Origin of the sequence: Pseudomonas viridiflava, assembly GCF_003702045.1 — a bacterium.
In the GTDB taxonomy this organism is placed as follows: domain Bacteria; phylum Pseudomonadota; class Gammaproteobacteria; order Pseudomonadales; family Pseudomonadaceae; genus Aquipseudomonas; species Aquipseudomonas viridiflava_C.
This window is the reverse complement of sequence record NZ_RBTP01000012.1, coordinates 103621-129887: the sequence shown is the minus strand read 5'-3', so window position 1 is coordinate 129887 and position 26267 is coordinate 103621. Positions and strand designations below refer to the sequence as shown.

Genomic DNA, 26267 nt, shown 5'->3' with positions numbered 1-26267 from the left:
AAAAATCGTGGCTGGCATCGTCGCCATTCAGGTCATAGGCTTTGTCGTGTTGCGACATCGCAAGCGCAGGTCCGGGTGATCGATGCCGCACACATCAGCGATTTATCACCCGCGTCACCCAATCCCGCCCATGCGCCAGCACCCTGCCCGCCATCGCTGTCTGGAAATGAATGAAGCCGTGTGGAGAGTCCGGCAGCAGATGCATTTCGACTTCCGCCACGTCTTTCCAGCGTTCGGCCATTTGCAGGGTGTCGTCCAGCAGCGGGTCGATGTCGCCGACGAACATCAGCGCAGGCGGCAGGCCGGTGAGGTCGCCGTACAGAGGCGACAGCGGCGGTTGTTGCCGTTGTGCGTCGCTCAGGCCGGGTGTGAGCAGGCGCAGGGCGTCGACCATGCCGGGGCCATCGAGTACGAGGGTGTCGGGCCCGGCGTTGCGCACGCTCGGGGTTCCGGTAAGGTCGTAGACGCCGTAATAGAGCAGCGCGCCTTTTATGCGCTGCAGCAGTTCGGGCTTTTCCTTCAGTTTCAGCAGGGTCGCGGCGGCGAGATGGCCACCAGCGGATTCACCGACGATGATCACCGGCAGGCCTGCAAACTCTTTGCAATCCGTACCCAGCAGCCAGCACGCGGCCGAAAAACAGTCGTCCAGCAGGCCTTCCACGGGTGTGGACACGGCGAGCCGATAGTCGACCGACACCACGGCCACTTCGCACTCGTTGACCATCGCGACATTGAGGTCATCGTTCATTTGCGCGTTGCCGATCACCCAGCCGCCCCCGTGCAAGTCGAGCACGACGCCTTTTGGCGTGCCTTTGGGCCTGATGATGCGCACCGAAACGGGTACGTTGTCGAAGCTGACGATTTTCTTTTCGGCCTGAAGGCCATGACGGCTGAGTTTGCCCGCGCCGCCAATCTGGCTGACGCGCAACAGTGACTGAATCAAAACGGGCATGACTCGGTTGCGGACCTTGAAGCGGGGAAACCGGGCGAGTTTCTGATTGAACTGACGCGCCTGTGCCCGCTCCTGCTCGCTGAAAGACAAGGGGTTTGTGCTGTCCAAATATTTACGCTCCTGTCAGGCCGGTAGCCGCAGTGATGGATGACTTATACGCAGCGGTGATGAATAGAGTCGTGCGACGCTGTGGCGTTCATTGCACGAAATGACGGAGCGATCATGCATTGGGCACAGTTAAAGGCTGATGTACTGATTCAGTGATTGATCATTGCTTGCCCTCCGGGTAAAAAACACCGTGCCATTCTGATCGTGCAAGGAGCATTGGATGCTGGAGTTGAACACCGAACGGCTTTACCTGCGCACGCTGGTCGAAGCGGACTGGCCGCTGTTTCTAAGGCTTCATCGCGAGCCACAGACCATGCGGTATGTGTTCGGAGAAATCGGCGAGGAGATGATCCGCAAAGGCTTCGATCACCGGCTGCCTGCATGGAGTCCACAGTCGGATCACTGGCTGTGTCTGGTGGTCATCGACAGGCAGAGCGGGCAGGACCTGGGCGTCAGCGGCTTTCGGATCATGTCGCCGGGGCATGCGGAGGTGGGCTGCCTGCTTTTGCCGGAATGCCAAGGCAAGGGCTACGGCACCGAGTCACGGCAGGCAATTATCGACTACGCCACTGCCATCGGGCTGGACTCGCTGGAATCGACCGTCACTGATGGCAATATCGCCTCCTGCAGGGTGCTTGAGAAATGCGGTTTCACCTTCGAGCGTCGCGTGCCGCAGGCGTATCAGATTGGTGATCAGTGGTTTGATGACCTGATTTATGGATTGCAGCTGGGGCCGCCGCGCAGCCCATCGCTGCCGTCGTAACCTCCGAAAGCTCCTACGCCCTGCGGGCAGAAGCAAGCCCGAAACCGTGGGAGCGCGCTTGCCCGCGAATGCATTATTTGAGCCTCTGCATTTTTGTCGGATGTACCAGCCTCTTCGCGGACAAGTCCGCTCCCACGGAGTTTGCCGCGTGACGCCACCCACGCCCTCCGGGCAGAAGCCGGGGAGGCTAAAGGCTCACGCCCTTGGCCGAGCCCCCAGGATCGTGACGCGCTCACCGTAACGCGAGTGGGGAAAGTAGTCCCAGACCGCGTGATGTTGAGTACAGCGGTTGTCCCAGAACACAAGGGTGTTGGGTGCCCAGCGGACCCGGCAACTGAGGATCGGCTCGCGCGCCACCAGATCGAACAGCATGTTCAACAGCGCCTGACTTTCGCCGCTCGAGAGCTGCACGATATGCGAGGTGAAACCCGAGTTGACGAACAGTGTCGGCCTGCCCGTTTCCGGATGACGGACCACGACCGGGTGTTCACTCTTAGGGAGATTGGCGGGCGGCGTGAAGCCTTTCCACGGTATTTCGCCATCATGGATGGCGGTCAGTCCGGACAGGAACTGCTGCATGGCCGGGGACAGCATCTCCACCGCCAGGTGCATGTTGGCGAACAGTGTGTCACCGCCGGTGCCGATGGCTGGGGTTTCCTTGACGTAGAGCATCGACCCCATCGATGGCTCAAGGTCGGCGGTGCCGTCGGTGTGCCAGGTTTCACCCGCGACGAAGCGTGACTGGGCATTGGCGCGGACCACCACCAGTTCCGGGTCATCGCCATCGATGCTGTCCACCGGCAGCGCGCGCAGTTCACCGAACAGCCTGCCGAACGCCTTGTGCTGCTCCACGCTCAAATGCTGATCACGGAACACCAGCACGTGGTTTTCCAGCAACGCGCGCCGGATTTCGCTCAGTTGCTCGTCATCAAGCGGCTGCGACAGGTCGACTCCGCTGATCTCGGCCCCGATGACCGGCGTCAGACGGTCGATTTCAATGCTGTGATACGGCGTGCGTGGAGCGCCTGCGATGCGCTCGATGGCCTTGAGTGCCAGTTGGTCCATGTTCCTTCACCCTCTTCTTGTCATATCCGATTGCCAAGCCGTTCGCTAAGAACGATCACCCTTCACGCAATGAACGCGGTCGCATGTCCGTCCAGTGCTCAGCGATGTAATCCAGGCAGGCTTGCCGTTCGCCGCACATGCCCGCCCTGCTCCACCCTGCGGCCATCGGTTTACCTGCGGGCCAGAGGGAATGCTGACCTTCGTCGTTGATAACCACCTCGTACTGCGCCTCTGAATCACTCATGTCGCTCTCCAGGAATCTGCTCGATGACGTCGGTGTTGATCATCTCGGCGATGGTTTGCACCCACGGACTGGCAACGATGCCGTAATGATCGGTGTCCAGCGGCTGCCAGCTCAGCAACTGCGGCAACACGGCCTGCCAAGCGGTCTTGAGCGCTGGCAACTGCCAGTTGCGCCCCACGCCATAGGGATTGGGCTGCATGGCGATGAACAGCCGTGTCGCGGTCGCGGGCAGTTGCGCGGGTCGATGGTCGGCCATGCTTGCCATGTTGTTCTGGCAGCAAGCGATCAGGCGTTGCAGGTAGCGCGGCGTGTCTTCGCTTGCCATCTCGCCTGGCCGACGGGCTGAAAACTCGCGCTGGAAGACCTGACGAATAGGCTGTTCGTCGATCTGCGCCAGCTCGGCTCCAGCGTCGGGCGCCGGCGGATCGATCAGGTACAGGGTCGGCTGCCTCAAACCCGAGACCTGGGCCACGCTGCACATGGCCTGCGCAACCCAGGCGCCAAACGACCAGCCAGCGAGTCGCCAGTCAGTGCCCTCTGCCTGAAGGGCTTGCAGCGACTGCACATAGCGCTGTGCGCGCTCAGTCAGGCTGATGGCCGGCAGCTCGGGCACCCGCAACGCAGGGTCGGCAATGACACGCACACCGAGGTCAGGATGCAGCGCCGAAACCAGTTCACGGTAGGCCTGAACATCGCCGCCCACCGGATGGATCAGGTACAGCCAGTCGCAGCCTGCGCCCGGGTGCCACTCATCGACGCGGACCGCGTCGTCCCACGGGTTCTGGCTGGTTTCGATGACGTCCGGACTGTCGGCCTGCACCACCGCAAGGACCTCGCGTAGGCTGACCTTGTGACTGAACCTGGACAGCTCGACCACCACACCCGTGGCGGCCTGCAATTCATCGATCAGGTCCAGCAGGGTCAATGAGTCGGCGCCCAGGTCGTAGAGCGAGTCGTCCTCTTCCAGCTCCGTCACGCCCAGCCATTTGCACAAACAGCCATGCAGACGGGTCCTCAGATCCGCGTCTTGCGCTTGCGCGATCCCCTCGGCATCCGCCGCAGGTTGCGCCACTGTCTGTGCTGCGCCATGACGAACCGGATAAAAACGCCGCGCCTTCCCGATGGGAGTCGTCGAGATCAACAGTTGGGGCAATTGAGTGCTGAGCGCCACATCGAAAACGTGGCACCCCTCCTGCGCCGACATGCCGACGGCCAGGTGCTGCTGATGCGTGGCATCGCCTGCCCCCGCGTCCGTCGCCATGCCGATGTCGCGCCAGATGTCCCAGTTGATGCCCAGTCGCACACAGTCATGGGTGGCATTGGGACGGTAATGGGTGAAGCCGTCCAGCGTGCCGCTGGCAGCCGCATAGTCCAGATGGCCCGCGCCGCCAAACAGGGCAGCCATCGACGAGCAATACAGCACGAATGCAGGCGTCATCTGCTGGATCAGCTCTTCGACCGCGAGCATGCCAAGGGTCTTGGCCCTCATGGCTTCAGCCAGCTGCTTCGCGTCGCGATGACGGATCAGGCTGCCTGCGCCGACACCTGCGGCGTGGATCACGCCGTCAAACCGGCCGTAACGCCGACTCAGTTGCTCCAGCACCGCTGGCCAGCGGTCACGATCAGCGATATCGGCCTGAACCGCATCGATACGCGAGCGATACGCCCTCAACTCATCAGGACACTCACCGCGACGTGACAGCAACACGATGCGTCGCTGACTGGATCGCAACAGGTGCTCGCACAAGGAACGGCCGATGCCACCGCTGCCACCGATGACCAGAAACACCCCGTCCAATGGCAACAGATCGGGGATAACGCTTGGTGCCATGACCGGGCTGCTCTGCAATCTTGGCTGCCACAGATACTGATCGCGCAGGGCCATGCGTCTGGGGGCGGTCGCGGGGTTCGCCAACAACGCCGCCAGCGCCTCGGGTCGAGCGGCCAGTTGCGCGTTGTCCAGGTCCAGCCAATGGCAACGCACGGGGTATTCCTGAGGCACCACTTCGGTGATCCCCGCCAGTGCCGCCAGCTCAGGCCGCTTCACCTCGCCGTCCACCGGACACGCCTGCCACGACAGCAGCCACAGCCGCAGCGCGGGACTGCGAGGCGTCTGCCCCCAGCTTTGCAGCAGCGCACTGACGGTATCCAGACACGCCCATTGCGCGGCCGCCAGGCTTTGCTCATTGACCTTGCCGGTGACCGATAACGGCAAGGCATGCAGCCAGTCCAGCTCAAGCGGTGAAGGCTCATCGGCGTTCGGACCGGTCAGGGTGTCGAGCAGGCGGGCCAAGGCCTGAGTATCCAGCGGGTCCAGCACAAAACGGTCGGCTGTCAGTCGTTGAAAGCCATTGCCCGCGCTGACTTCGATCACACGCTGATACACGTTTTGCAGGCATTCGCGCAGTGTTTCGTCCAAGGCATCGTGGCTACACACCACCAACAGCTCACGCCGCTGAGCAACCGAGTGCGAACTCAAGCGCCGCACACGTTGCCACTGCCGCTGGTAGAACCACTCGGCGATGGGCTGTCGTTCAGCAGCAGGCTGTTGTTCAGCAGAGACTTGGGGCACGGACGCTGCCTGAAAACGGTAGGTCTGCAGATCGAAAGCCGACGCAGGCAGATCCCAGGGCGGTGGCGCTGAACGTACCGACCAGTCAATCGTTGCACCGTCATACCAGGCGTCCAGCAACGCATGGGGCGACTGCTCATCGGCTGCTACGCGCCGGTCGGACGGTGAGGTTTCCTTGATCAGCGCAGGCTGCAACGACACAGCCTCTGTAGCCGGGCAGATCATCGCAAAGCGCCAGCGCAACGCACGACGACCGGTTTGCAGATGACGCAGCAAGGCAGCCCGATGCTCGGGAAAGGTGTTAAGCCAGGTTTCAATGACGGCCATATTCCGTTCCAGCGCCGAGCGGCTGTGCGCCGACAGCAGCAGGCAGCGCGAATCGTCTTGTGCGACGCGCTCAGTCTGTTGCGCAGCGCCGACAATCACATGGGCATTGGTGCCGCCGATGCCGAAGCTGCTGACCCCGGCCAGTCGCCGACGTCCTTCAGGCCAAGGCCGGGACGTGGTGGGGATGTAGAAAGGCGAGTGCTCAAGGTCGATCTGCGGATTGACCTGCGAGAACCCCAGGTTGGGCGGAATCACGCCATGAAACACCGCCAGCGTCGCCCGGATCAGCCCGACCACGCCTGCCGCAGCACCCAGGTGACCGATCTGGCTTTTCACCGAGGCCAGCGCGCAACTGCCTGCAGGTGCGGGACCGAAGGCCTTGCTCAAGGCCGCGACTTCCACCGGATCGCCCAGCAACGTGCCGGTGCCGTGGGCTTCGATGTAACCCATGTCGGCACCGCCCACACCCGCTTTGCGCAAGGCATCGCGAATGACTGCCGTCTGCCCCGCCACAGAAGGCGCGGTGTAGCTCATCTTGCTGTGGCCGTCGTTGTTCAATGCGGTGGCCTCGACCACCGCGTAAATCCGGTCGCCATCGGCTTGCGCGCGGGCCAGCGGTTTAAGCACCACAACGCCGTAACCACTGGCTCCGATGGTGCCACTGGCGTCCTCGCTGAACGGCCGACACAATCCATCACGGGAAAAAATATGCTGCGAACGGTGGCGATAACCCTCAGTGAGGGTCGGATCGATCAGCACGCCGGCCGCCAGCATCACGTCGCTGTCGCCCTGACGCAGCATGGCACCGGCCAGATGAACCGCGATCAGCGAACTGCCGCACGCTGCCTGAACGCTCATGGCCGGGCCGGTGAGGTCCAGGTGATAAGCGACCTTGGTGGCCAGAAAATCTTTGTCGTGGTGCAGCGCCATCTGAAAGCCATCTGGTAGATCGCCGTCAGCGCTTTCGCGCAGCATCTGCTGGAAGTAGGTGGTTTCACCGCAACTGGCGATCAGGCCAATACGCGGGCCGTCGGCTTTGGGGACGATTGCGGCGTGCTGCAACGCTTGCACACAGGCCATCAGCAAGTGCCGCTGCTGCGGGTCCATCAGGCGTGCTTCCTGTCGGCTGATGCCGAAATACTCTGGATCGAAATCCAGCAGGCCCGCGAGCTGACTGCGAGCACCCACCTGCCCTTCGGCGGCGGCAAACTGCTCGATGCCCAGTTCGTTGCCCTGAACCATCGCCCAGAACTCGGCCAGGTTCTGCGCCCCCGCCACGTTGACGGTCATGCCGATGATGGCCATCGATTGCTCGCCAGCCTCAACGGCGCCAACGTCATGCCTGCGCGTGTCTGGCGCCGACGACGCGCTGTCCAGGTGTTGCGCCAGGCGCCGCACGGTCACGTGCTCGAACAGGTCAGACATCGAAACAGCGTGCGGCAGCTCCTGCGCATAGCGTGCATGCAGCCGCATCAGGCCAAGGCTGGTAGCGCCAGCTTCGAAAAAGGTCTGCTCGGGCTCAATCGGACGCCCGATCACCGCCACGAACAGCTCGCTCAATTGCCGCTCAAGCGGGCTCAGTGTTGCCGCAGGTGCCGCGGTAAACATGCGCTCCAGCACGGTGCCCATCCCGCTCAACGCCTTGCGATCGATCTTGCCGCTGGGCGTGCGTGGCCAGACATCGAGCTGGCGGTACTCGTCGATACGTACGTGGGCAGGCAGGTGCAGCGCCACTAGACGATCCAGCGCTTTAGGATCGGGCGCATTCCCGTCGAGGTGCAGGCAGGCCTCGATGCGTTGCGGATCGGCCTGAAGGGTCACCACTGCGTTGATCACCGAGGGGTGCTGCATCAAGGCCGCTTCGATCTGACCCAGTTCCAGCCGCTGGCCGCTGACCTTGACCTGTTGATCGTCACGCCCCAAGTAATGCAGGCGACCCTCGGCGTCGGCGCTGGCCAGGTCGCCCGTGCGATAGAACAAGGCCGTAGTACCGCCACCAGGCCGTGGCAGCTCGACAAAGCGCGTGGCGTTAAGCGCCGGATCTGCGAGGTAGCAGCGAGAAATCATCGGCCCGGCCACCAGCAGGTAACCGCGACTGCCTGTGGGCACCGGGCGATCGAACTCATCCACCAACAGCAACAGCGCATTGCTCACCCCCCGCCCGATGGGGGCGCGCAACGGCCAGTCCTTGACCGATTCAGGCAAGCGCCAGGCGCTGACCACGTGGGTTTCCGTCGGACCGTAATGGTTGAACAGGCGCGCTTGCGGCATGCCGGCAAACCAGGCGCGCAGGGCATCGGTACACAGCAACTGCTCGCCCGCCGTAATCACCTCGCGCAGGGGCTGTGGAAACACCTGCTGGCTGACAGCGGTTTGAGCCAGATGCTGTAAGGCCACACACGGCAAAAACAGCCGTTCGATGCGCGCTTCGAGTAAATAGCCCAGCAACGCCTGTGCATCCTGACGCCAGCGTGGCTTGATCAGGTGGTAGGTCCCGCCCCCGCACAGCGTGCTGAAAACCTCTTGAAACGACACGTCGAACGACAGCATGGAAAACTGCAGGGTTACGGATCGGGCGGGCAACTGCCCGTGGCTGCGTTGCCACTGCAACAGGTTACACAGCGTCAGGTCCGGCACCTGAACGCCCTTCGGCGTGCCGGTCGAGCCCGAGGTGAACAGGGTGTAGAGCGGCCGTTCACCGTTGTGGCGCGAGCGCTGAAAGCGGCGCGCTGCCGCCTCAAGATCAATCCTGTGCAGAACGAACCGCTCGCTAGCCAGTTCAGCCAGCGCCGTTTCGGTGGCGACGCTGAACAACACGCACACCGGCTGCGCCTGTTGCAGCACTTGACGCTGCACCGCCAACGGATAGCCGGGATCGAGCGGCACCGCCGTCAGGTTAAGCCTGGCCAGCGCCAGCAAGGCGACGACATGTTCGACCGAGGCATCCAGGTACAACACGACGTGCTGGGGTTCAGCGCCCGGTTCTTTGCCCAGAGACTGCTCGCTCAGAATCGCGGCGAGTGTATCGGCCAGTGCATCCAGCTCGGCATAGCTCACACGTCGCTGATCCGCGACCAGCGCGATGGCCTGCGGCGTACTCTGCGCCTGATGCTCGAACCAGTCAGCCAGAGTGGTGAACGGCGGCTCGCCACCATCGCCCAGACTGGCCGGAGGCAGGTTGAAGCGATAGGGTGTGAGCAACGTATCAAGCGTCGCGGTCGAGCTCTCCAGCAGCACATCCAGACCGCGTCGGAACACCGTATTGATCGCCTGGATCTGCGCGGCATCGAAATGGCTGCACTGGTATTCCCACCAGCATTCTAGTTGCGACCCCTCGCCCACAATCAGCAAGGTCAGCGGGCACTTGGCCTGTAGCGCGTCGTTGAAGTCGAGCGTGGCACGCAGAGGCCCATCGGCCAGGCGGGCGTAGTCGGTGTTTTCCAGCACGAACATGAAATCGAACAGGGCCGAACCGGAGGACAGACGCAGGTCTTCAACCAGATCGGCCAGCGCCACATCCTGTAATGCCAGCACCTCGCGCACCAGGGCGGTCTGACGGCGCAGTTGCTGGCCGAGGGGCAGGTCGTTGTCGAACGCGGCGGGAATCAGCACGGTATTGGCGAACATGCCCACCGCGTTTTCGAACTCTGCCAGTGGCCGGTTCGAGACCGGGCTGGCAATCCTGGGCCGCTCGCAACCGGTCAGGGCGTACACACTCCAGGCATAGACACAGAACAGCACTTCGAAGCGGGTCATCCGCTGTTGGCTGCAAAAGCGGTCCAGCGCTGCGCTGCGCAATTCGCCGAGCGGCTGCCGATAAAGGCTGGCGTGCGGGCTGGGCTCACGCACCGGCAAGAGCGCCGATGAAGGTGTTTGCTGCCCACGGTGCAGCTCGGCCAACGCCCGACGCTGATCACGGTACTGCGGGGCCACGCGCCACTGGCGCTGCCATTGAGCGAACTCAAGCGTGGTCAGGCTCGGCAGCGGCTCGGCGCTGATCCGGTCCTGCACGGCATCTTCATAGAGTTGCGCCAGGTCGTCGAACAGCAGGTTCATCGACCAGCCATCGGTGATGATGTGGTGCAGGTTGATCAACAGCCGACCGCTGCCATCGGCAAACGGCAGCAACCAGGCCCGCAACAGCGTCGGGCTCGACAGATCGAAGGGTGCTTCAAACACCAGCGTCGCAAAGCTGCGCCAGGTGTCCTGCGTGAAATGCCCGGATGTAAACACACGGCATCGCGTGCCCTGCTCTGCAACCACCTGATACAGCCCGTCGGCACCGGACTCGAACACCATGCGCAACGCCGGATGCCGGGCCACGAGGCGATCCACGGCGTCAGTCAACGCTTGAACCTGAATGCCTTTCGCCAGATGCAAAATGATCGGCACGTTATACGCGGTCGCGTCCGGTGTGCGTTGCTGGATCAGCCACAGACGGTGTTGTTCGGCGGTGGCCGGCACGCGCAACGCCGCGCTGATGGCGGGAACCACGGGATAACCGGAAGCGGCGTGCGGCTCAACGTTCAAGCGCTCGGCGAGTGTTGCGAACGGCTCACTCAGCAGCACCGCAATGGGGATCTCTCGCTGCCAGTGCGTGCGGATGATCGAACGCAGGCGCATGGCCTTCAGCGAGTCGCCGCCACTGCCCAACCAGTCGTCCTGAGCGCACAACGCCGGTTGCGACAATAACAGGCGGGCCTGGCTCAGCAACCAGTCCAACGTCGGTGACTGCGCCTCTTCAAAGGCCTCGCCAGCCTCCGCACGCCAAGGTGTCAACGGTTGGGCCAACAAGGCCTTCTGATCAATCTTGCCGTTGGCGGTCAGTGCCAAGCGCTCGACCACAAACAGCTGATGCGGACGCATCCACGGTGCCAGGTTCGCTCGCAGGTGCGCGTCGAACGGCCGATAGTCCAGCGGCTCTCGCGGCACGATGAACGCCAGCAACTGGTGATCTTCAGCCGCGTATCGTCGTGTGCAGACATAGGCCTGGGCGACGCCTGGGTAGTCAAGCAGGCGCTGCTCGATTTCGCCCGGTTCGATACGAAACCCGCGCACCTTCACCTGGCGGTCCATGCGCCCCAGGTACTCGATCAACCCGTTGTCGTTGAGCCGTACCTGATCGCCGGTTCGGTAATACCGTTCTGCGCCCTCAAGACCCGGCAGCCGCACAAAGCTGCGTGTCGTGTCTTCGGGACGGTTGCGGTAGCCACGCGCGACCCCGCTGCCGCTCAGGTACAACTCGCCTGCCTCGCCCGGCGTGACCGGTTGCTGTTGTGCATCCAGCACGCACACACCGGTGTCTGGCAGAGGTCGGCCGATGGGCACCGAATCCCCCTGAAAATCGCGACCCATCGGATACGCCAGGGCGAAGGTCGTGCATTCGGTAGGGCCGTAGACGTTGAAAATGCGGCAGTGGCTGTCGGGGTTGGCCCGATACCAAGCCCTGACGACCGCCGCGCTGACCTGCTCGCCGCCAATCAGCACCTGCCGCAGTCGGGCAAAGCAGCCCGGAAAATCCGTGCTCAAGGTGTTGAACAGCGAAACGGTCATGAACAGGTTGTCCACCCGCTGCGTTTCGAGCACCTGGGCAAGCCGTCGTGCATCGTGCAGGTCCGCGTCGGCGATGATCACGCAGCACCCGCCATTGAGCAGCGGTGCCCACACCTCGAAACTGCAGGCATCGAACGCCGGATTGGACAGGCAGGCGAATCGGTCGGCGGGACGAATGTCGATGTAGCCGCAAGGCTCGGCAAGCCGCAACAGGCCGCGTTCGCCGACCTCTACCGCTTTCGGCGTGCCCGTGGTGCCTGAGGTGTAGAACAGGAACATCACGTCGGCGAAGTGTGCGGCCAGCGGTTGGGCAGGTTGATCCGGATGATCCAGCAGCGCCTCGACGCCCACCTGCCAGACCGACGGCGCCCACTCAGGCACATCAGTGCCGGTCACCAGACCAACACACTCGGCGTCGGCCAGCATCAGTTCCCGCCGCGCCTGCGGGCTGGCGGCATCCAGCGGCACCACCACGGCACCGACTTTCAATGCCCCCAGCATCGCTGCCAGCCATTGCCAACTGCGCGGCATGCACAGCGCCAGCGATTCGCCGGCGTTCACGCCACGAGCCTTGAGCCCACGAGCGATGCGTTCACTGGCGCTGGCCAACTGCGCGTAACTCAGGTGCGTCTGTTGATCGATAACCGCCAAGGCCTGAGGCTGGCAGCGAACCTGCTCGGCAAAGCGGCCCAGCAAGGTTGCCTGTGCGTGCGCATCGCTTGTGTGCAAACTCATCGTGTCGCCTCCTGCGCATCGAAACGTTGCAGCTCATGCCTGAGCACCTGCGAGACGCGATGCACTTCGGCGCTTTCCAGCATGTCCCAGTGCCCGCCGTGTACCAGCCTGGCCAGATAGCCCTCGCCTGCGCGGCGACGCCAGAACCCGCGCAGTTCATGCAGTTGCCGACGGCTGAAGCCTTCACGGGCCTGAATCAGCACGATCCGGCCAGCCTGCGGGGCGCACTCGTAGGCCGCCATCGCCAGGCGGTTGTGGTTGTAGAGGAGGAAATAGCGCTCGACTTGCGAATCTTCGATGCCCGGATACATGCCGTTGAAACGCACTAGCTTGTCGCGAAACTCAGCCATGTCCACGGTGCCGATCTGCTGTCGAAAACCCGGATCGTCCGACCCCTGGGTGTCGAGCAGCACCACCGTCACCTGACGATGACCGGCTGCCGTCAAACGTCGGGCCATTTCGTAGGCCACCAGACCGCCAAACGACAGCCCCGTGAGAATCAGCGGCCGGGTGGTCAGCGGCTCGATCAGGCGCAGGTAGGCCTCGGCCATCGCTTCCACGGTGGGCTCGGTGCTCTCCCCCGGGTTCAATCCCGGCGACTGCACGCCATAGACGCCGACCTGTTCAGGCAGAACCTTGGCCAGCGAGAGGTAGCAAAACGCAGTCCCGCCCGCCGGATGAATGCACACGACATTGCGCTGCCCTTCACCGCGACGAAATTCGATCAGATTGCCTTGCGCTGCAGCAAGGTCAGCGCCGGTGCGCAGCCATCCGCCCAGGGTTTCGATGGTCGGGTGGGCCATGATCACTCGCACGGGCACTTCGACGGCAAAGGTCTGGCCGATCTGGTAGGCCATCTTGATCGCCGCAATCGAGGTGCCGCCGACGTTGAAGAAGTTGTCGCGAATGCCAATCTGCGGCGCCAGCAGCAGGCTCTTCCAGATCTGATAGAGCGCCAGTTCAATGTGGTCCCGCGGGCTGCCGAGATTGACCTGCCGTGCGGCCAGGTCTTGATCCGCCAGAGCCGCCAGCACGTCACGGTCGACCTTGCCGTTGGCGGTCAACGGCAGTTTTTCCAGCCATAGGTACGCACTGGGCAGCACCGCACTGGACAGCGTTACCGCCAGGTGGGCGTGCAGCGCGGCTTCATCCAGCGCTTCATCAGCCACACAGCAGGCCACCAGACGCTGGTTCTGCGCCGTGTCGCCGACCATCAGCACCACGCAGGCGCGAATGGCGGGGAACATGTCCAGCCGCGCTTCGATCTCGCCAAGCTCCAGACGCACACCGCGCAGCTTGACCTGAAAATCGTTGCGACCCAGAAACTCCACCTGACCGTCCGGGCGATAACGCGCCAGATCGCCACTGCGATACAGGCGGTCACCGGCCACGAACGGACTGTCGATAAAGCGCTCGGCCGTCAACGCGTCCAGCCCCAGATACCCCCGCGCAACGCCTACGCCGCCGATGTGCAAGTGGCCGGTGACACCGACCGGCACCGGCGCATCGCGCTCATCCAGCACGTACAGACGGTTGTTGGCGATGGGCCGACCGATCGGCAATTGACGAGCCGGCACTTGCGCACCGGGCTCAAGGGTCCAGATGCTGTTGATGACGGTGGTTTCGGTCGGGCCATAGACGTTATGCAGGCGAGCATTGGGCAGGCGTTCCTGAAAACGTCGGGCCAGAGCAGGTGACAGCTCACCGCCACCGCTAAAGACATCCGTCAGCGACTGGCACGAAAGCACCTCATCCACTTCCAGAAACAACTGCAGCATGGCAGGCACGAAGACCATCGCCGTGACGCGCTGTTCGCGCACCATCTGCGCCAGATAGCCCGGTTCGAAATGCCCGCCGGGACGCGCAATCACCAGCCGCCCGCCCGTGGCCAGCGGCCAGAAGGTTTCCCAGGCCGAAGCGTCGAAACCGAACGGAATCTTGTGCAGCATGGCGCCGGACTCGCCGCAGACGTGCAGGCACCAGAGCAGCAGATTGCTCAGGCCCCGATGCCCCACCATGACGCCCTTGGGAAGCCCGGTGGTGCCCGAGGTGTAGATGACGTACGCAAGGTGATCAGCGGTAAGTCCGATACTGTGCGGATCAATGTTGTACGTGGCGCGCCCGGCCCACAGCCCGGCATCGTCCCGGACGTCGAACACTGGCACTTCCCGGTTGGCGTCCTGCTGCGCCTGACGCAAAATCGCACGGGCGCTGCCCAGGGTCAGCAGTACGGCCGGGGCGCTGTCGCTGAGCATGTGGCTGAGGCGACCCACCGGATAGTCGGGGTCCAGCGGCACGTAGGCACCGCCCGCCTTGAGCACGGCCAGCAACGCCACCGGCAATTCCAGCGAGCGTTCGATGCACACCGCCACGCGCACATCCGGACCGACGCCCATATCACGTAGATGATGCGCCAGCTGGTTGGCCTGCTCATTGAGTTCGCGGTAGCTGAGCGACTGATCCTCGAAAACCACCGCGCAGGCATCAGGGTGCGCCGCAGCCTGGGCCTCGACCAGTCGGTGTACGCAGTCGGCCGCCTGGGCCAGCGGAGCCGAATGGTTCCACGCCAGCAGCGTCTGCTCGCGCTCGGTCTCGCTCAGCAATTGCAGGTCGGCAATCGGCTGTTTGGCATCCTGCGCGACCTGCTCCAAAAGGTGCCGGTAGTGAGCGCTCAGGCGCTCAATGGTGGCCACGTCGAACAGGTCGGTGTTGTATTCCACCAGCAGATTCAGCCTGCCATCGCGCTCGACCCACTCAAAGGCCAGATCGAATTTGGCCGTTGCGCTGCCCGTCACATACGGCGACATCTCAAGGCCTGGCAGTTGGACCGCAGCGCCGGGGGTGTTCTGCAACACCAGCATCACTTGAAACAAGGGCGAATAGGCGGTATCGCGCGGCGGGTTGACCGCTTCGACGACGCGGTCGAACGGCACATCCTGGTGAGCATGCACTTCCAGAAGCGTGGTGCGCACATCGCGCAGCAATTCGGCGAAGGTCTGCTGCGGATCCAGGCGTTGACGGATCACCAGCGTGTTGACGAAATGCCCGATCAGCGGCTCGACCTCGGGACGCCCCCGGTTAGCGAACGGCGTACCGATGCACAGGTCCTGCTGCCCGCTGTAGCGCCACAGTACGACCGACAGCGCAGCCGTCAGAACATTGAACAGCGTGCCACGGGTTTCACGGCCCAGCGATGTCAGTGCGCGCAAGGTCACCGGGTCAACCGATGAGCTGAACGTGGCCCCCACGTAGCGCTGTACGTTAGGCCGTGGCCGGTCGGTGGGCAGCGTGAGCAGTGGCGGCGCATCGCTCAACGTACGCTGCCAGAAATCCACTTGTTCTTGCAGTGCCCTGCCGCCAAACCGCTGCTGCTGCCAAAAGGCGTAGTCGGTGTATTGCACGGGCAGCGGCATAAGGCTTGAGGGGCGTCCACGCAAAAAGTCGCCGTACAGCGTCGCGACTTCCTGCAGCACCACGCCCATCGACCAGCCATCGGCAATGATGTGATGCACGCTGTACAGCCACAGGTATTCGTCTTCGGCCACACGTAGCAGCGAGGCGCGCAGCAAGGGGCCGCGACCGAGATCAAACGGCGCCTTGGCGTCGCGCTCGACGGCAGCCCTGACCATCGCGTCGCGCTCGGCCTCTGCCCCGTCACGCAGATCGGTCATCGACAACGTCAGCGGCATGGCGGCGTGCACCACCTGACGAGGCTCGCCATCGACGCTGCAAAAGGTCGTGCGCAGGATACTGTGGCGGGCGATCAGCTCATTCAGCGCCTTCTCCAGCACCGCCACGTCCAGCCGCCCTTTCAGGGTGATGGCGGTGGGCACGTTATAGAACGCATTACCTGGTTCCAGTTGATCGAGAAACCACAGCTGACGCTGGGAGAACGACAGCGGGTAATCGGCCTGGACCTCGGTGCGTCGAGGGATCGCGGCGGGGTCGGCACCGCTCAGCAGGGCAATCAATTCCAGCTTGTGCAGCTTGAGCGCCTGCAACATTTCGTCCGTTAGAAATCCACGCGGCGCCTTGCAGCGCAGCTTGTCGCCCTCCACTTCCAGCGCAACGGCATGGCGGTCGAACAGCTCCAGCAATTGATAGGCGTTCATATTTCAATCTCTTCCATGTCATCGTCGTCCGGGTTTTGCGGGGCAGAACGGGCAGCGGCATAAGCGGAAAATGCCTCAACCTGGACACGACGCTGCTCGCCCGCCGCGCGCAGCCCGCCCACCATCGAATAGATCAATCGATGGCGCGCGCCCAGATCGAACAGCGCCGGCAACTGCTGCTCTTCCAGCGATCCCATGCCGCACAGCCCAAGCCCATGCGAAACGGCGGTCATGGTCAGCAATTGCGCCATACCACCGGCTTCGATATGGCAGAAGTCGCGGCTGCGCTCGCCGTACAACGGCTCGATGGCGGCCATGTCGGCGATAAAGAACAACGAGAACGCGGCGTTTTCATACACCGGCCGGTTGACGAAGTAGTCGTAGGTGTCCGGGTCCAGCTCACCGCTGCCCATCGCCCGCAAACGGTGCTGCACAGGGTCGTAGTAGTACGCGCCACCGGGCACGCCCACGACCCTCTGCGGTTTGACGTACAGGTACGTCTGAATCGGGTACAGACCGCCTGCTGACGGAAACTGGTATTTGACCTCGGCGTCCAGTTGCCCTTGAGCGAGGCTGGCCAGCCACTCGGCAAATGCTCCCGCATCAATCGGCTGCGCAGCGTATTGGCGCACTGAACGGTAATCGCTGAACCGCTGGGTATACGCGGCACTGTCGGGCCGTTGCAGCACCACTTCAGACATGCCGTGGGCAAAGGCGCGGCGGCCATGTTGTTCGGCCTTGAAGCGGGCGCGAGCATGCGGGTCTTCGATCACCTGCTCGACGGTGCTTCCTGGCTGTGCGGAACGCTCTCGGGCGTCGCTGACAGTGCTGCTCTGCCCTTGACTGCTCTGAAGCTGGCCGCTCTGGACCTGAATGTGCGCTCGATTCTGCCGGTACAGGGCCAGCAAATTCAGCAGCGTCGGCTGCGCGAGCAAATGCGCGACATTGGGACGGAAATGCAGCTCGCTGGACAACGCGTTACTGATCCTGACGATGTCGATGGACGTTGCACCCAGGCTCAACAGGTTGGCATCGGCACTGATCGCTGCGCGCTTGAGCACCTCCTGCACGATGGCCACCAGACGTTCTTCCTGCACCCCTTCGACCTGCAGAACCGGACCCGAAAGCGCCGTGTGCTCAGGTTCGGGCAGGCGCTTTTTATCCACCTTGCCGTTGGAAGACAGCGGCCATTCCTGCACGAAGGTGAACGAGGACGGCACCATGTAGGCGGGCAACTTGTCGGCCAGATACTGGTTGAAGTCTGCGGCCTGCAACGCCGGGTCGTCTTTGAGCACATAACCGGCGAGGCGTTTTTCCCCAAGCGTGTGACCGAGAATACGCACCACTGCACTCTGCACGCCGGGGTGTCGATTGAGCACCGCTTCGATTTCGCCCAGCTCGATGCGATAGCCCTGAACCTTGACCTGAGTGTCTTCGCGCCCCAGAAACTCGATATTGCCGTCGGGCAGCAAGCGCCCCAGGTCACCGGTCCGGTACAGGCGCTCACCGGTCAACGGATGGGCGAAGAAGCTCCCAGCGCTCAACTGCTCATCACGCCAGTACCCTTTGGCCAGGCCGACTCCGCCGATGTACAACTGTCCGGTCACCCAGGTCGGCCTGAGTTGCAGCGCTTCGTCGAGCACGTAAAAGCGTTGATGATCCAGCGCCTTGCCATAGGGAATGCTGCGCCACGCGGGATCGACCTGCCGCAACGGATAGTGGATCGACCAGATCGACGCCTCGGTCGCGCCGCCCAGGCTGTTCAGGTGCAGATCGGGCTGCAACGCCCAGGCACGTTCGGGCAACGTCAGGGGAATCCAGTCGCCGGACAGCATGGCCACGCGCAGGCTGTCCGGCAACGCCCCGCCTTCGCTTTCGACGTATTCCAACAGCATGCCGAACAGCGCAGGCACCGAGTTCCACAGGCTGACGCGATGTTCGCGAATCAGCGCCATCCAGTGCGCCGGATCAAGCGACTGTTGCGGGTCGAGCAACACCACCGCCGCACCGGCCGCCAGCGTGCCGAAGAAGTCGTAAACCGACAGATCGAAACTCAAGGAAGAAATCGCCAGCACCCGATCTGCCGGGCCGACGGCAAAACGGCGGTTGATGTCGAGCAGCGTATTGACCGCCCCGCAATGGTCGATGACCACGCCCTTGGGCATGCCGGTGGAACCCGAGGTGTAGATCACGTAGGCCAGATCAGTAGGCGCACGTGTGACAGGCTGTAACGCGGCTTGATCCGCCGAAGCCTCAGCGGTCACGGCCAGCGCCTTGATCTGCGGCGGCCATTCGAGGCGGGTGAGCAACGCTGGCTGGGTCAAGGCCAGACTCGCTTCGGCGCGCTCCAGAATGTGCCGCAGACGCTCGGCCGGCAGTGTCGGGTCAATGGGCAGGTACGCGCCGCCAGCGTAGTGAATTGCCAGCGTCGCCACCACCTGTTCCCAGCCGCGCTCCATGACCACGGCGACCAGCCTATTCGGCTTCACGCCCAGACGTTGCAAGTGCGCCCCCAGGGCTTGGGCTTCGGCGCGAAGCTGCTTGTAACTCAGTTGCCGCTGCACACCGATCACGGCCAGCGCATCAGGGGTCTTGAGTGCCTGACGGTCGAACAGTTCGTGCATCAGCGGTGATTCGACCGGGGTGTCGGCCGGCGCGGGCAGACGGGCAATCGGCAGCAGTTGCGGCGTGCTGGCGCCCCAGGCCGAGGGCTCCAGCAGCGCATCCAGAAGCGTGTTGTAGGTCACGAACATCTGCTCGATCATCCCGTCCGGGAACAGTTCGTCGATGCTGTCCCAGTTGAACAGCAGGCGCCCTTCCAGCTCCAGCAACGTGTGATCGAGCCACACCTGCGGCGTCTGGGTGATGCTGTGCATCTGCTGCGCATCGAGTGCATCGGCAAGGTTGAATTCGGCCAGTTCCGGGGCGGCCTCCGACAAGGTGCTGTTGAACACGATGGGCATGGCGGTCTGCTGTACGCCACGGGCCTGGGACAGCTCACGCAATACGCGCACCCCGCTGACCGCCGAATGATCGATGTCGTGCCACAGCCGCGCCTGCACTGCACGGGCCTTGTCGGTGAAGCTTGCCGAGCCGTCGATACTGACTTCCAGCAACACCAGCGAGGTGAAATCGCCAATGATTGCATCGACGTCCGGGTGCAACGGCATGCGATTGAACAGCGGCAGGCTCAGGGTGAACCGTGGCTGACGACTCCACAGCGCAAGCACTTCGCTGAACGCGGTCAGGAGCATCACCGACGGCGTAACCGCGAACTGTTTGGCAACGGCCTTGAGTTGCGACCATTGCCCGGCCGTCAGCTCACGGTCACGGCGGGTGAAGTGGGGCTGGGCAATGCTGTCCGGCTGGCACACCAGCGGCAGGTCCGGCGCAGGTGCCAGTGTGGTCACCCGTTCACGCCAATACGTGAGCGCCTGCTCGTAACGGCTTTCGTTGCGCAGCGCGTGCTCGGCCAGCACGTAATCGCGAAACGTGAGGCCAGGCTCGGGCAGAACCCGATGGGGATCGGCGTAGAACGCCATCAACTCACGCGCCAGAATCTGGGTGCTTGCCGCATCGACGATCAAGGCGTCGAGGCTGATGTGCAGATGGCTGATGCCGTCATCGAGCAGCGAAAGACTGAATTCGAACAGCGGCCAGCGACTGGCGTCCAGCACCTGATGCGACTGCCGCTCGCGGGTCGCTTGCAGGGCCTTGAGCGCAGCGTCCGCAGGCAGGCCGCGCAAATCGCTACGGGGCATCTGGTAGGTCGGCACCTGCTCCAGCACCTGCTGCGTGCCATCACTGAGAAACACCACGCGCAGCATGTCGTGGCGCTGGATCATGCGGTTCAGTGCCTGCTCGAAGCGCGGCACGTCGAGGCCTGGAATGCGCAACTCTTCGTAGCCGTGCGCGCTGACGCCGCCGAGGCTCACCGTCGATTCGCGGCCAAACCAGTAGGCCTGCTGAATGTCGGTCAGCGGAAAGGGCGCGTATCGTGCCGCGCGATCCGCTTCGATGCGCGGTGACGGTGTGTGCGGGCGATCATCAGCCTGACGATGGGCCTGCACCTGCTCTGCCAGGTCCATCAGAACCGGCGTTTTGAACAGGCTGCTCAGCGATAACTGTGCGCCCAGCCGCTGGTTGATTGCATAGACCATGCGCGTGGCCAGCAGCGAATGCCCGCCCAGGTCGAAGAAGTTGTCGCGAATCCCGACCCGCTCGCACGTGAGCACTTCGGCCCAGATCAGCGCCATCTGGCGTTCAAGATCGTTACGCGGTGCTTCGTAACCGGCCGCCGACTGACGCTCCGGCGCAGGTAACGCGTGCCGATCCAGCTTGCCGTTGCGGGTCAGTGGCAGTTGCGCCAGGGTCACCCAGGCCGAAGGGATCATGTGTTCCGGCACGTGGCGCTGCAACTCGCTGCGCAACTGCTCAGGCGTCGCGCTGCCGACCACATACGCCACCAGACGCTTGTCGCCCGGCACGTCTTCGCGCAACAGGACGGCGGCCTCCTGCACACCGGGTTGCCGATGCAACAGGCTGTCGATCTCGCCCAGTTCGATACGGAACCCGCGCAGCTTGACCTGCTGGTCGATCCGTCCCAGATAGTGCACGTTGCCGTCAGCCTGGAACCGCGCCAGATCACCGCTGCGGTACATACGTGCGCCGGGTTGCGGGCTGAAGGGATCGGGCAGGAAACGTTCGGCCGTCAGGTCCGGGCGGTTCAGGTAGCCGCGAGCCAGACAGGCACCGGCAATGTACAACTCCCCCGTTACCCCGACCGGCTGTGGATTCAGGTCGGGGTCCAGCACGTAGAGCCGCGTGTTGGCGATAGGACGCCCGATGGGCGGCGCGTCAGGCCATTGCCCGGCGTCGCTGCACGCCAGGCTGAACTGGCTGACCACGTGGGTTTCAGTCGGTCCATATTGGTTGTGCAGCCGGGTGCCACCCAAGCCACGGACAAAGCGGCGCAGCTCATCGTTGACCTGTAAGGCCTCGCCTGCAGTGATGATTTCACAGCCACCGGGCGGCATCGGTGCATCGGCTTCGGTCATGCCGGCCAATTGTTGCAGCACCGCGAATGGCAAAAACGCCCGTTGCACGCCCTCTGCAACCAGGGTCGAGCGCAACGACGTCAGGTCCTTGCGGCTCGCTTCGCTCATCAATAACAGACTGCCGCCCTGGCACAGCGTGCTGCACATTTCCTGAAACGACACATCGAAGTTCAGCGAGGCGAATTGCAGCACGACGCGTGGCGAGTGCGAGTCCTGAAGCTGCCAGGCAATCAGGTTGTCCAGCGCACGACGGCTATGCGCCACGCCCTTGGGACGCCCAGTGGACCCGGAGGTGTACAGCACGTAAGCCAGGTTTTCCGGGCTGACCCGGACCTGCGGATTGTTGTCCGGATGCTGCGCCCAGTGCGGCGCGTCCAGGTCCAGACAACAGATCGACAGCGCACTGTCCGGCAACGGCAACGCGTCGCGCAACGACGATTGGGTCAGCAGCAGGCTCGGGCTGGCGTCATCGAACATGAATGCCAGACGCTCCTGCGGATACGCTGGATCGAACGGGACATACGCCGCACCGGCCTTGAGAATGGCCAGCAGTCCGACGACCATGTCCGGCGAACGCTCCAGGCACAGGCCGACCCGTTGCTCAGGGCCTGCGCCCCGCTCGATCAGGTAATGGGCCAGCCGGTTGGCGGCGCGATTCAGCTCGGCGTAAGTCAGCGACTGACCCTCGGCACGCAGCGCACAGGCGTCAGGGGTACACGCGGCCATTGCCTCGAAACGCTGCACACAATCGGGCAGTGTCGAGAGGTCACGCTCGGTGCAATTCCACTCATCGACCATCTGCCGCCGCTGCTGCGCATTGAGCAGGTCGAGGGTGGCCAACGTCCGTTCGCTGTCGTCTGCCATTTGGGTCAGCACCCGGCGCAGGTACTCACCGAATTGCGCCACCGTCTCGGGCTCAAACAGCCCCGAGGCGTACTCAAGACCGCCGACAATCTGACCGTCCTGTTCGCTGAGCGCCAGTTGCAGATCAAACTTCGCCACCTGATGGCGACTGTGCAGCGCACTGACGTCCAGACCGGGCAGGATCAGGTCCGAGTCCTGATCCTGCTCCCAGGCGAACAGCACCTGAAACAGCGGACTGTGTGCCAGGCTGCGCGGCGGGTTGAGCAGTTCCACAACGTGGTCGAACGGCAATTCCTGATGTTCCTGCGCGCCCAGCGCGACACGGCGTGCCTGCTTCAGCCAGTTGGCGACAGATTGCTTGCCCGACGACTCGTCAGGCTGCGTCATGCGCAGCGCCAGGGTGTTGACGAAGAAGCCGATCAGGCCATCCAGTTCCTGCTGACTGCGGTTCGCCGAGGGCACGCCGATGACCACATCGCGCTGCCCGGACAACCGCATCAGTACCAGTGACCAGGCAGACAGCAGGGTCATGAACAAGGTGGTGCCGTGCTGCACGCCCAGTGATTTGAGTTGAGCCGTCAGCGCCCGGTCGAAGGTGAGTGGCACGAACCCGCCCCGATAATCCTGGACGGCAGGCCGCTTGTGGTCGGTCGGCAACGCCAGCAACACCGGGGCGCCGGACAGGGTTTCACGCCAGTAAGTGCGCTGTGCGTGCAGAACGTCACCGGACAGCCATAGCCTTTGCCAGGCGGCGTAGTCCACATACTGCACGGGCAGCGGCGGCAGATCCGCGGTTCGGTCCTGCACGGCCGCCGCATACAGCGCGGCCAGGTCACGGGTGAGGACGCCCATCGACCAGCCGTCCGAGATGATGTGGTGCTGGGTCAGGAGCAGAACGTGGTCGTCATCGGCCAGCCTGACCAGACTGACGCGCATCAACGGCCCCAAGGTCAGATCGAACGGCTTTGCACCCTCCTCGTCCATCAACTCAAGCAGGCGCGCTTCGGCATCGGGGTCATTGCGCAGATCGATGATTGGCAAGGGCATGCCGGTTGCGGGCGCTGCCACACGCTGCCGTCCTTCGCCCTCAATGGTCACGAACGTCGTGCGCAGGGCTTCGTGACGCGCCATCAGTTGATTGAAGCTATGCGCCAGCGCCACCACCTGCAAAGGACCGCGCAGCCGCAGGTTCAGTGGCATGTGATAGGCCGCGTTACCGCCTTCCATCTGCGCCAGAAACCACAGGCGCTGCTGGGCGGACGACAGCGTGTGCGCATCGCAGCGTTCCACGGCCGTTATCGCCGGGCGCGGCGTGCTTTGAAGCGTGCTCAGCCGTTCTGCGAACTGACGCAGCACCGGCGCGGCAAATAGGGCAGCCGGTGAAACGTCCAGAGCCAGTTGCTGGCGTAGCTGGGCCAGCACGCGCATCACCAGCAGCGAATGACCGCCAAGGGCAAAAAAATGGTCGTCGCGGCCGACCCGATCGACCGCCAGCACGTCCCGCCAGATGCCCGCGAGCGCCGTTTCCAAAGGCCCCTGCGGCGCGTGGAAATCACGCTGATCGAACGCATCGGCGTCCGGGGCAGGCAAGGCGGTGCGGTCCAGTTTGCCGTTGGCGGTCAGCGGCCAGGCAGCCATGCGCACGAACGCTGCGGGCACCATGTAATCGGGCAGATGAACCTGCAGTTGCTCGCGCAGTTCGCGCGCAGCAAGCCCCGCGCCTTCGTGTTCGCGGTAGTAAGCGACCAGGCGACGCACACCTCGGTTGTCGTCACGCAGCAGCACCAGGCTTTCAACGACACCGCGCACCTGCGCCAGACGCGCTTCGATTTCACCCAGCTCAAGACGCAGGCCATTGAGCTTGGCCTGAAAATCGTTACGGCCGATGAACTCGATGTTGCCGTCTGCCCGATAACGGGCCAGATCGCCGCTGCGGTACAGACGCTCACCCGTTACGAACGGGCTGTCGATGAAGCGTTCGCAGGTCAACTGCGGCAGGTTCAGATAACCCCGTGCGACGCCTGCGCCGCCAATGTACAGCTCACCCACGGCACCTGTCGGCACCGGCGCGCCGAGCGCATCGAGCACGTAGATCCGGGTGTTGGCCAGCGCCCTTCCGATGGGCAGGTTCACCTCAGCCGAAGGGTTGGCGTCAAGCTCGAAACAGGTGCTGTCGATGCTGGCCTCAGTGACCCCGTATGCCTGAACGATCTGCACCTGATCACCGCACAGCCTGCGCAGTTGAAAGGCGCTGTGCGCGATCCAGATGTCCGAACCGCAGACCACGGTGCGCATGAACGACAGGTCATGGCCATTGCTCTGCACCCAGGCCAGCAAGGGGTTGAGCACGGCCGGTACGAAATCGGCAAAACCGATACGCGCCTCGCTGAGCAGGCGATAAAGCGCGGGCGGGTCCATGAGGGTGTCGCGCGGACACAGCACCAGCGTGCCACCGAAACCCAAGGCACGGATCAGGTCGGCGCTGAAGACATCGAACGAAAAACCCGCCATCTGCAGGTGATTGAGCGGGCCGCGCAAGTCGTAAAGCCGCGACCACGCTGCGCTCACGGCGAGCAATCCGCGGTGCTCGACCATCACACCCTTGGGCGCGCCGGTGGAACCGGAGGTGTAGATCACGTACGCCAGATGGCGCGAGGTAAGGCCCACCGCCAGCGGGTCGGGATTGCGGTCGGGTTGCGCCTCCCACAGGTGGGTATCGGCCAGGTCCAGCAGTGTGGGTGACGTGCCCGCAGCCTCAAGCGCCGCCAACAGCGCATGACGTGCCGGCGCATGAGTGAGCACCACCCTAGGCGCACTGTCGCTCAGCAGGTGGGCCAGGCGTGCCTGCGGATAACCGGGGTCCAGTGGCACATAGGCACCGCCCGCCTTGAGCACCGCCAGCACACCGACCAGCATGCCCAGCGAACGCTCGAAACACAGCCCGACACATACCTCGGGACCAACGCCAATGCTGCGCAGGTGATGGGCCAGACGGTTGGCCTGCGCATTGAGGTGCGCGTAGCTCAGTGACGCGTGTTCGAACCGGGCGGCAATGGCGTCAGGCGCTCGTCGCATTTGGGCCTCGAACAACGTGTGTATGTAACCGTTCTCGTCGAACGGCTGCCGCGCGCTGTTCCAGTCATGCACCAGACACTGCCGTTCGGCATTGCCGATCATGTCCATCGACATGACGGTTTGCGCCGGATGCTCGACCATCTGAAGCAGAATCCGGCGCAGATAGCCTGCGATGCGGTGTACCGTCGTTTCGTCAAACAACGCGGGGGCGTAATGCAGTTGTCCGCTGATGCAACCGTGGTGTTCGCTCAGGCTCAAGGCCAGGTCAAGGCCGGCGGGCAAGGGTTGCGCAGGGCTCCAGGCACACGCCACCTGAACCAACGGGTGCCACGCCTCGTGTTGCTCGACACCGAGCGACTCCAGCACGGCGTCGAAGCTCATACCCTGATGCTCGTACGCCTCCAGCAGCACGTCGCGCACGTGGTCGAGCAGCGAGTGTGCAGCCCAGTCCTCGTCCACCGACACGCGCAGCACCAAGGTGTTTTCGCCCTCCGTTGCGCGGGTGCCGATCATCAGGTCACGCTGCCCTGAAAGCCGCGCCAACACCACCGTCCAGCCTGCAAGCAGCGTCATGAACAGGTGACAGCGATGGCGACGACTTAACTCATCGAGCGCCCGACTCAACGGCTCGTCCAATTGCACAGCCAACGATGCGCAGTCGGCATTCCGGGTGGCAGACCGAGGGCGATCAGTCGGCAATTCCAGCAACGGCGGAGCATCCGTCAGCCTGTCGAGCCAGTAGCGACCTTGTGCGTCCGGTGTCTGAATGGCGGAGGTTTTTTCGGAAAAAGCCGTCGGCTGCGCAGGGCTCGGCCCACGCAAGGAAGATTTGTCGAGCAT

Annotated in this window: 7 protein-coding genes; 1 reads left to right on the top strand and 6 read right to left on the bottom strand. The window is 63.5% G+C overall.

The window, feature by feature from the left end:
- Nucleotides 1–94 precede the first annotated feature (94 nt).
- The gene (locus ALP40_RS02655) at nucleotides 95–1060 is read right to left on the bottom strand and encodes an alpha/beta hydrolase (protein WP_122206740.1); all 966 of its coding nucleotides are present in this window, start codon (nucleotides 1058–1060) and stop codon (nucleotides 95–97) included.
- A 220-nt stretch (nucleotides 1061–1280) separates the two neighbouring features.
- Here ALP40_RS02655 and ALP40_RS02650 point away from each other — a divergent pair, with 220 nt between their 5' ends.
- Nucleotides 1281–1823 carry a GNAT family N-acetyltransferase gene (locus ALP40_RS02650; RefSeq protein WP_122206739.1) on the top strand — a complete coding sequence of 181 codons (543 nt, stop codon included), beginning with the start codon at nucleotides 1281–1283 and terminating at the stop codon, nucleotides 1821–1823.
- Nucleotides 1824–2018: 195 nt separating this feature from the next.
- On the opposite strand, the gene ALP40_RS02645 is transcribed toward ALP40_RS02650, so the two are convergent.
- The 5 genes from ALP40_RS02645 to ALP40_RS02625 are packed head-to-tail and all read right to left on the bottom strand — an operon-like array spanning nucleotide 2019 to nucleotide 26267.
- Complete coding sequence (locus ALP40_RS02645) at nucleotides 2019–2888, bottom strand: TauD/TfdA family dioxygenase (RefSeq protein ID WP_122206738.1); 870 nt, start codon at nucleotides 2886–2888, stop codon at nucleotides 2019–2021.
- A gap of 55 nt (nucleotides 2889–2943) precedes the next feature.
- Nucleotides 2944–3132 (bottom strand): MbtH family NRPS accessory protein, encoded by a 189-nt coding sequence (locus tag ALP40_RS02640; protein WP_122206737.1) that lies wholly within the window; start codon nucleotides 3130–3132, stop codon nucleotides 2944–2946.
- Nucleotides 3125–12319 (bottom strand): non-ribosomal peptide synthetase, encoded by a 9195-nt coding sequence (locus ALP40_RS02635; RefSeq protein ID WP_122206736.1) that lies wholly within the window; start codon nucleotides 12317–12319, stop codon nucleotides 3125–3127. The genes ALP40_RS02640 and ALP40_RS02635 overlap by 8 nt, the downstream gene beginning before the upstream one ends.
- Nucleotides 12316–16431 carry a non-ribosomal peptide synthetase gene (locus ALP40_RS02630; RefSeq protein ID WP_122206735.1) on the bottom strand — a complete coding sequence of 1372 codons (4116 nt, stop codon included), beginning with the start codon at nucleotides 16429–16431 and terminating at the stop codon, nucleotides 12316–12318. Before ALP40_RS02630 ends, ALP40_RS02635 begins: the two co-directional genes overlap by 4 nt.
- A complete protein-coding gene (locus ALP40_RS02625; protein ID WP_122206734.1) occupies nucleotides 16428–26267 on the bottom strand; it encodes a non-ribosomal peptide synthetase in 9840 nt (3279 codons plus the stop codon). Before ALP40_RS02625 ends, ALP40_RS02630 begins: the two co-directional genes overlap by 4 nt.

Coding starts and splice junctions, on each gene's coding strand:
- ALP40_RS02625 (WP_122206734.1), bottom strand. CDS start 26,267: ATGCTCGACAAATCTTCCTTGCGTGGGCCGAGCCCTGCGCAGCCGACG.
- ALP40_RS02635 (WP_122206736.1), bottom strand. CDS start 12,319: ATGAGTTTGCACACAAGCGATGCGCACGCACAGGCAACCTTGCTGGGC.
- ALP40_RS02650 (WP_122206739.1), top strand. CDS start 1,281: ATGCTGGAGTTGAACACCGAACGGCTTTACCTGCGCACGCTGGTCGAA.
- ALP40_RS02640 (WP_122206737.1), bottom strand. CDS start 3,132: ATGAGTGATTCAGAGGCGCAGTACGAGGTGGTTATCAACGACGAAGGT.
- ALP40_RS02645 (WP_122206738.1), bottom strand. CDS start 2,888: ATGGACCAACTGGCACTCAAGGCCATCGAGCGCATCGCAGGCGCTCCA.
- ALP40_RS02630 (WP_122206735.1), bottom strand. CDS start 16,431: ATGAACGCCTATCAATTGCTGGAGCTGTTCGACCGCCATGCCGTTGCG.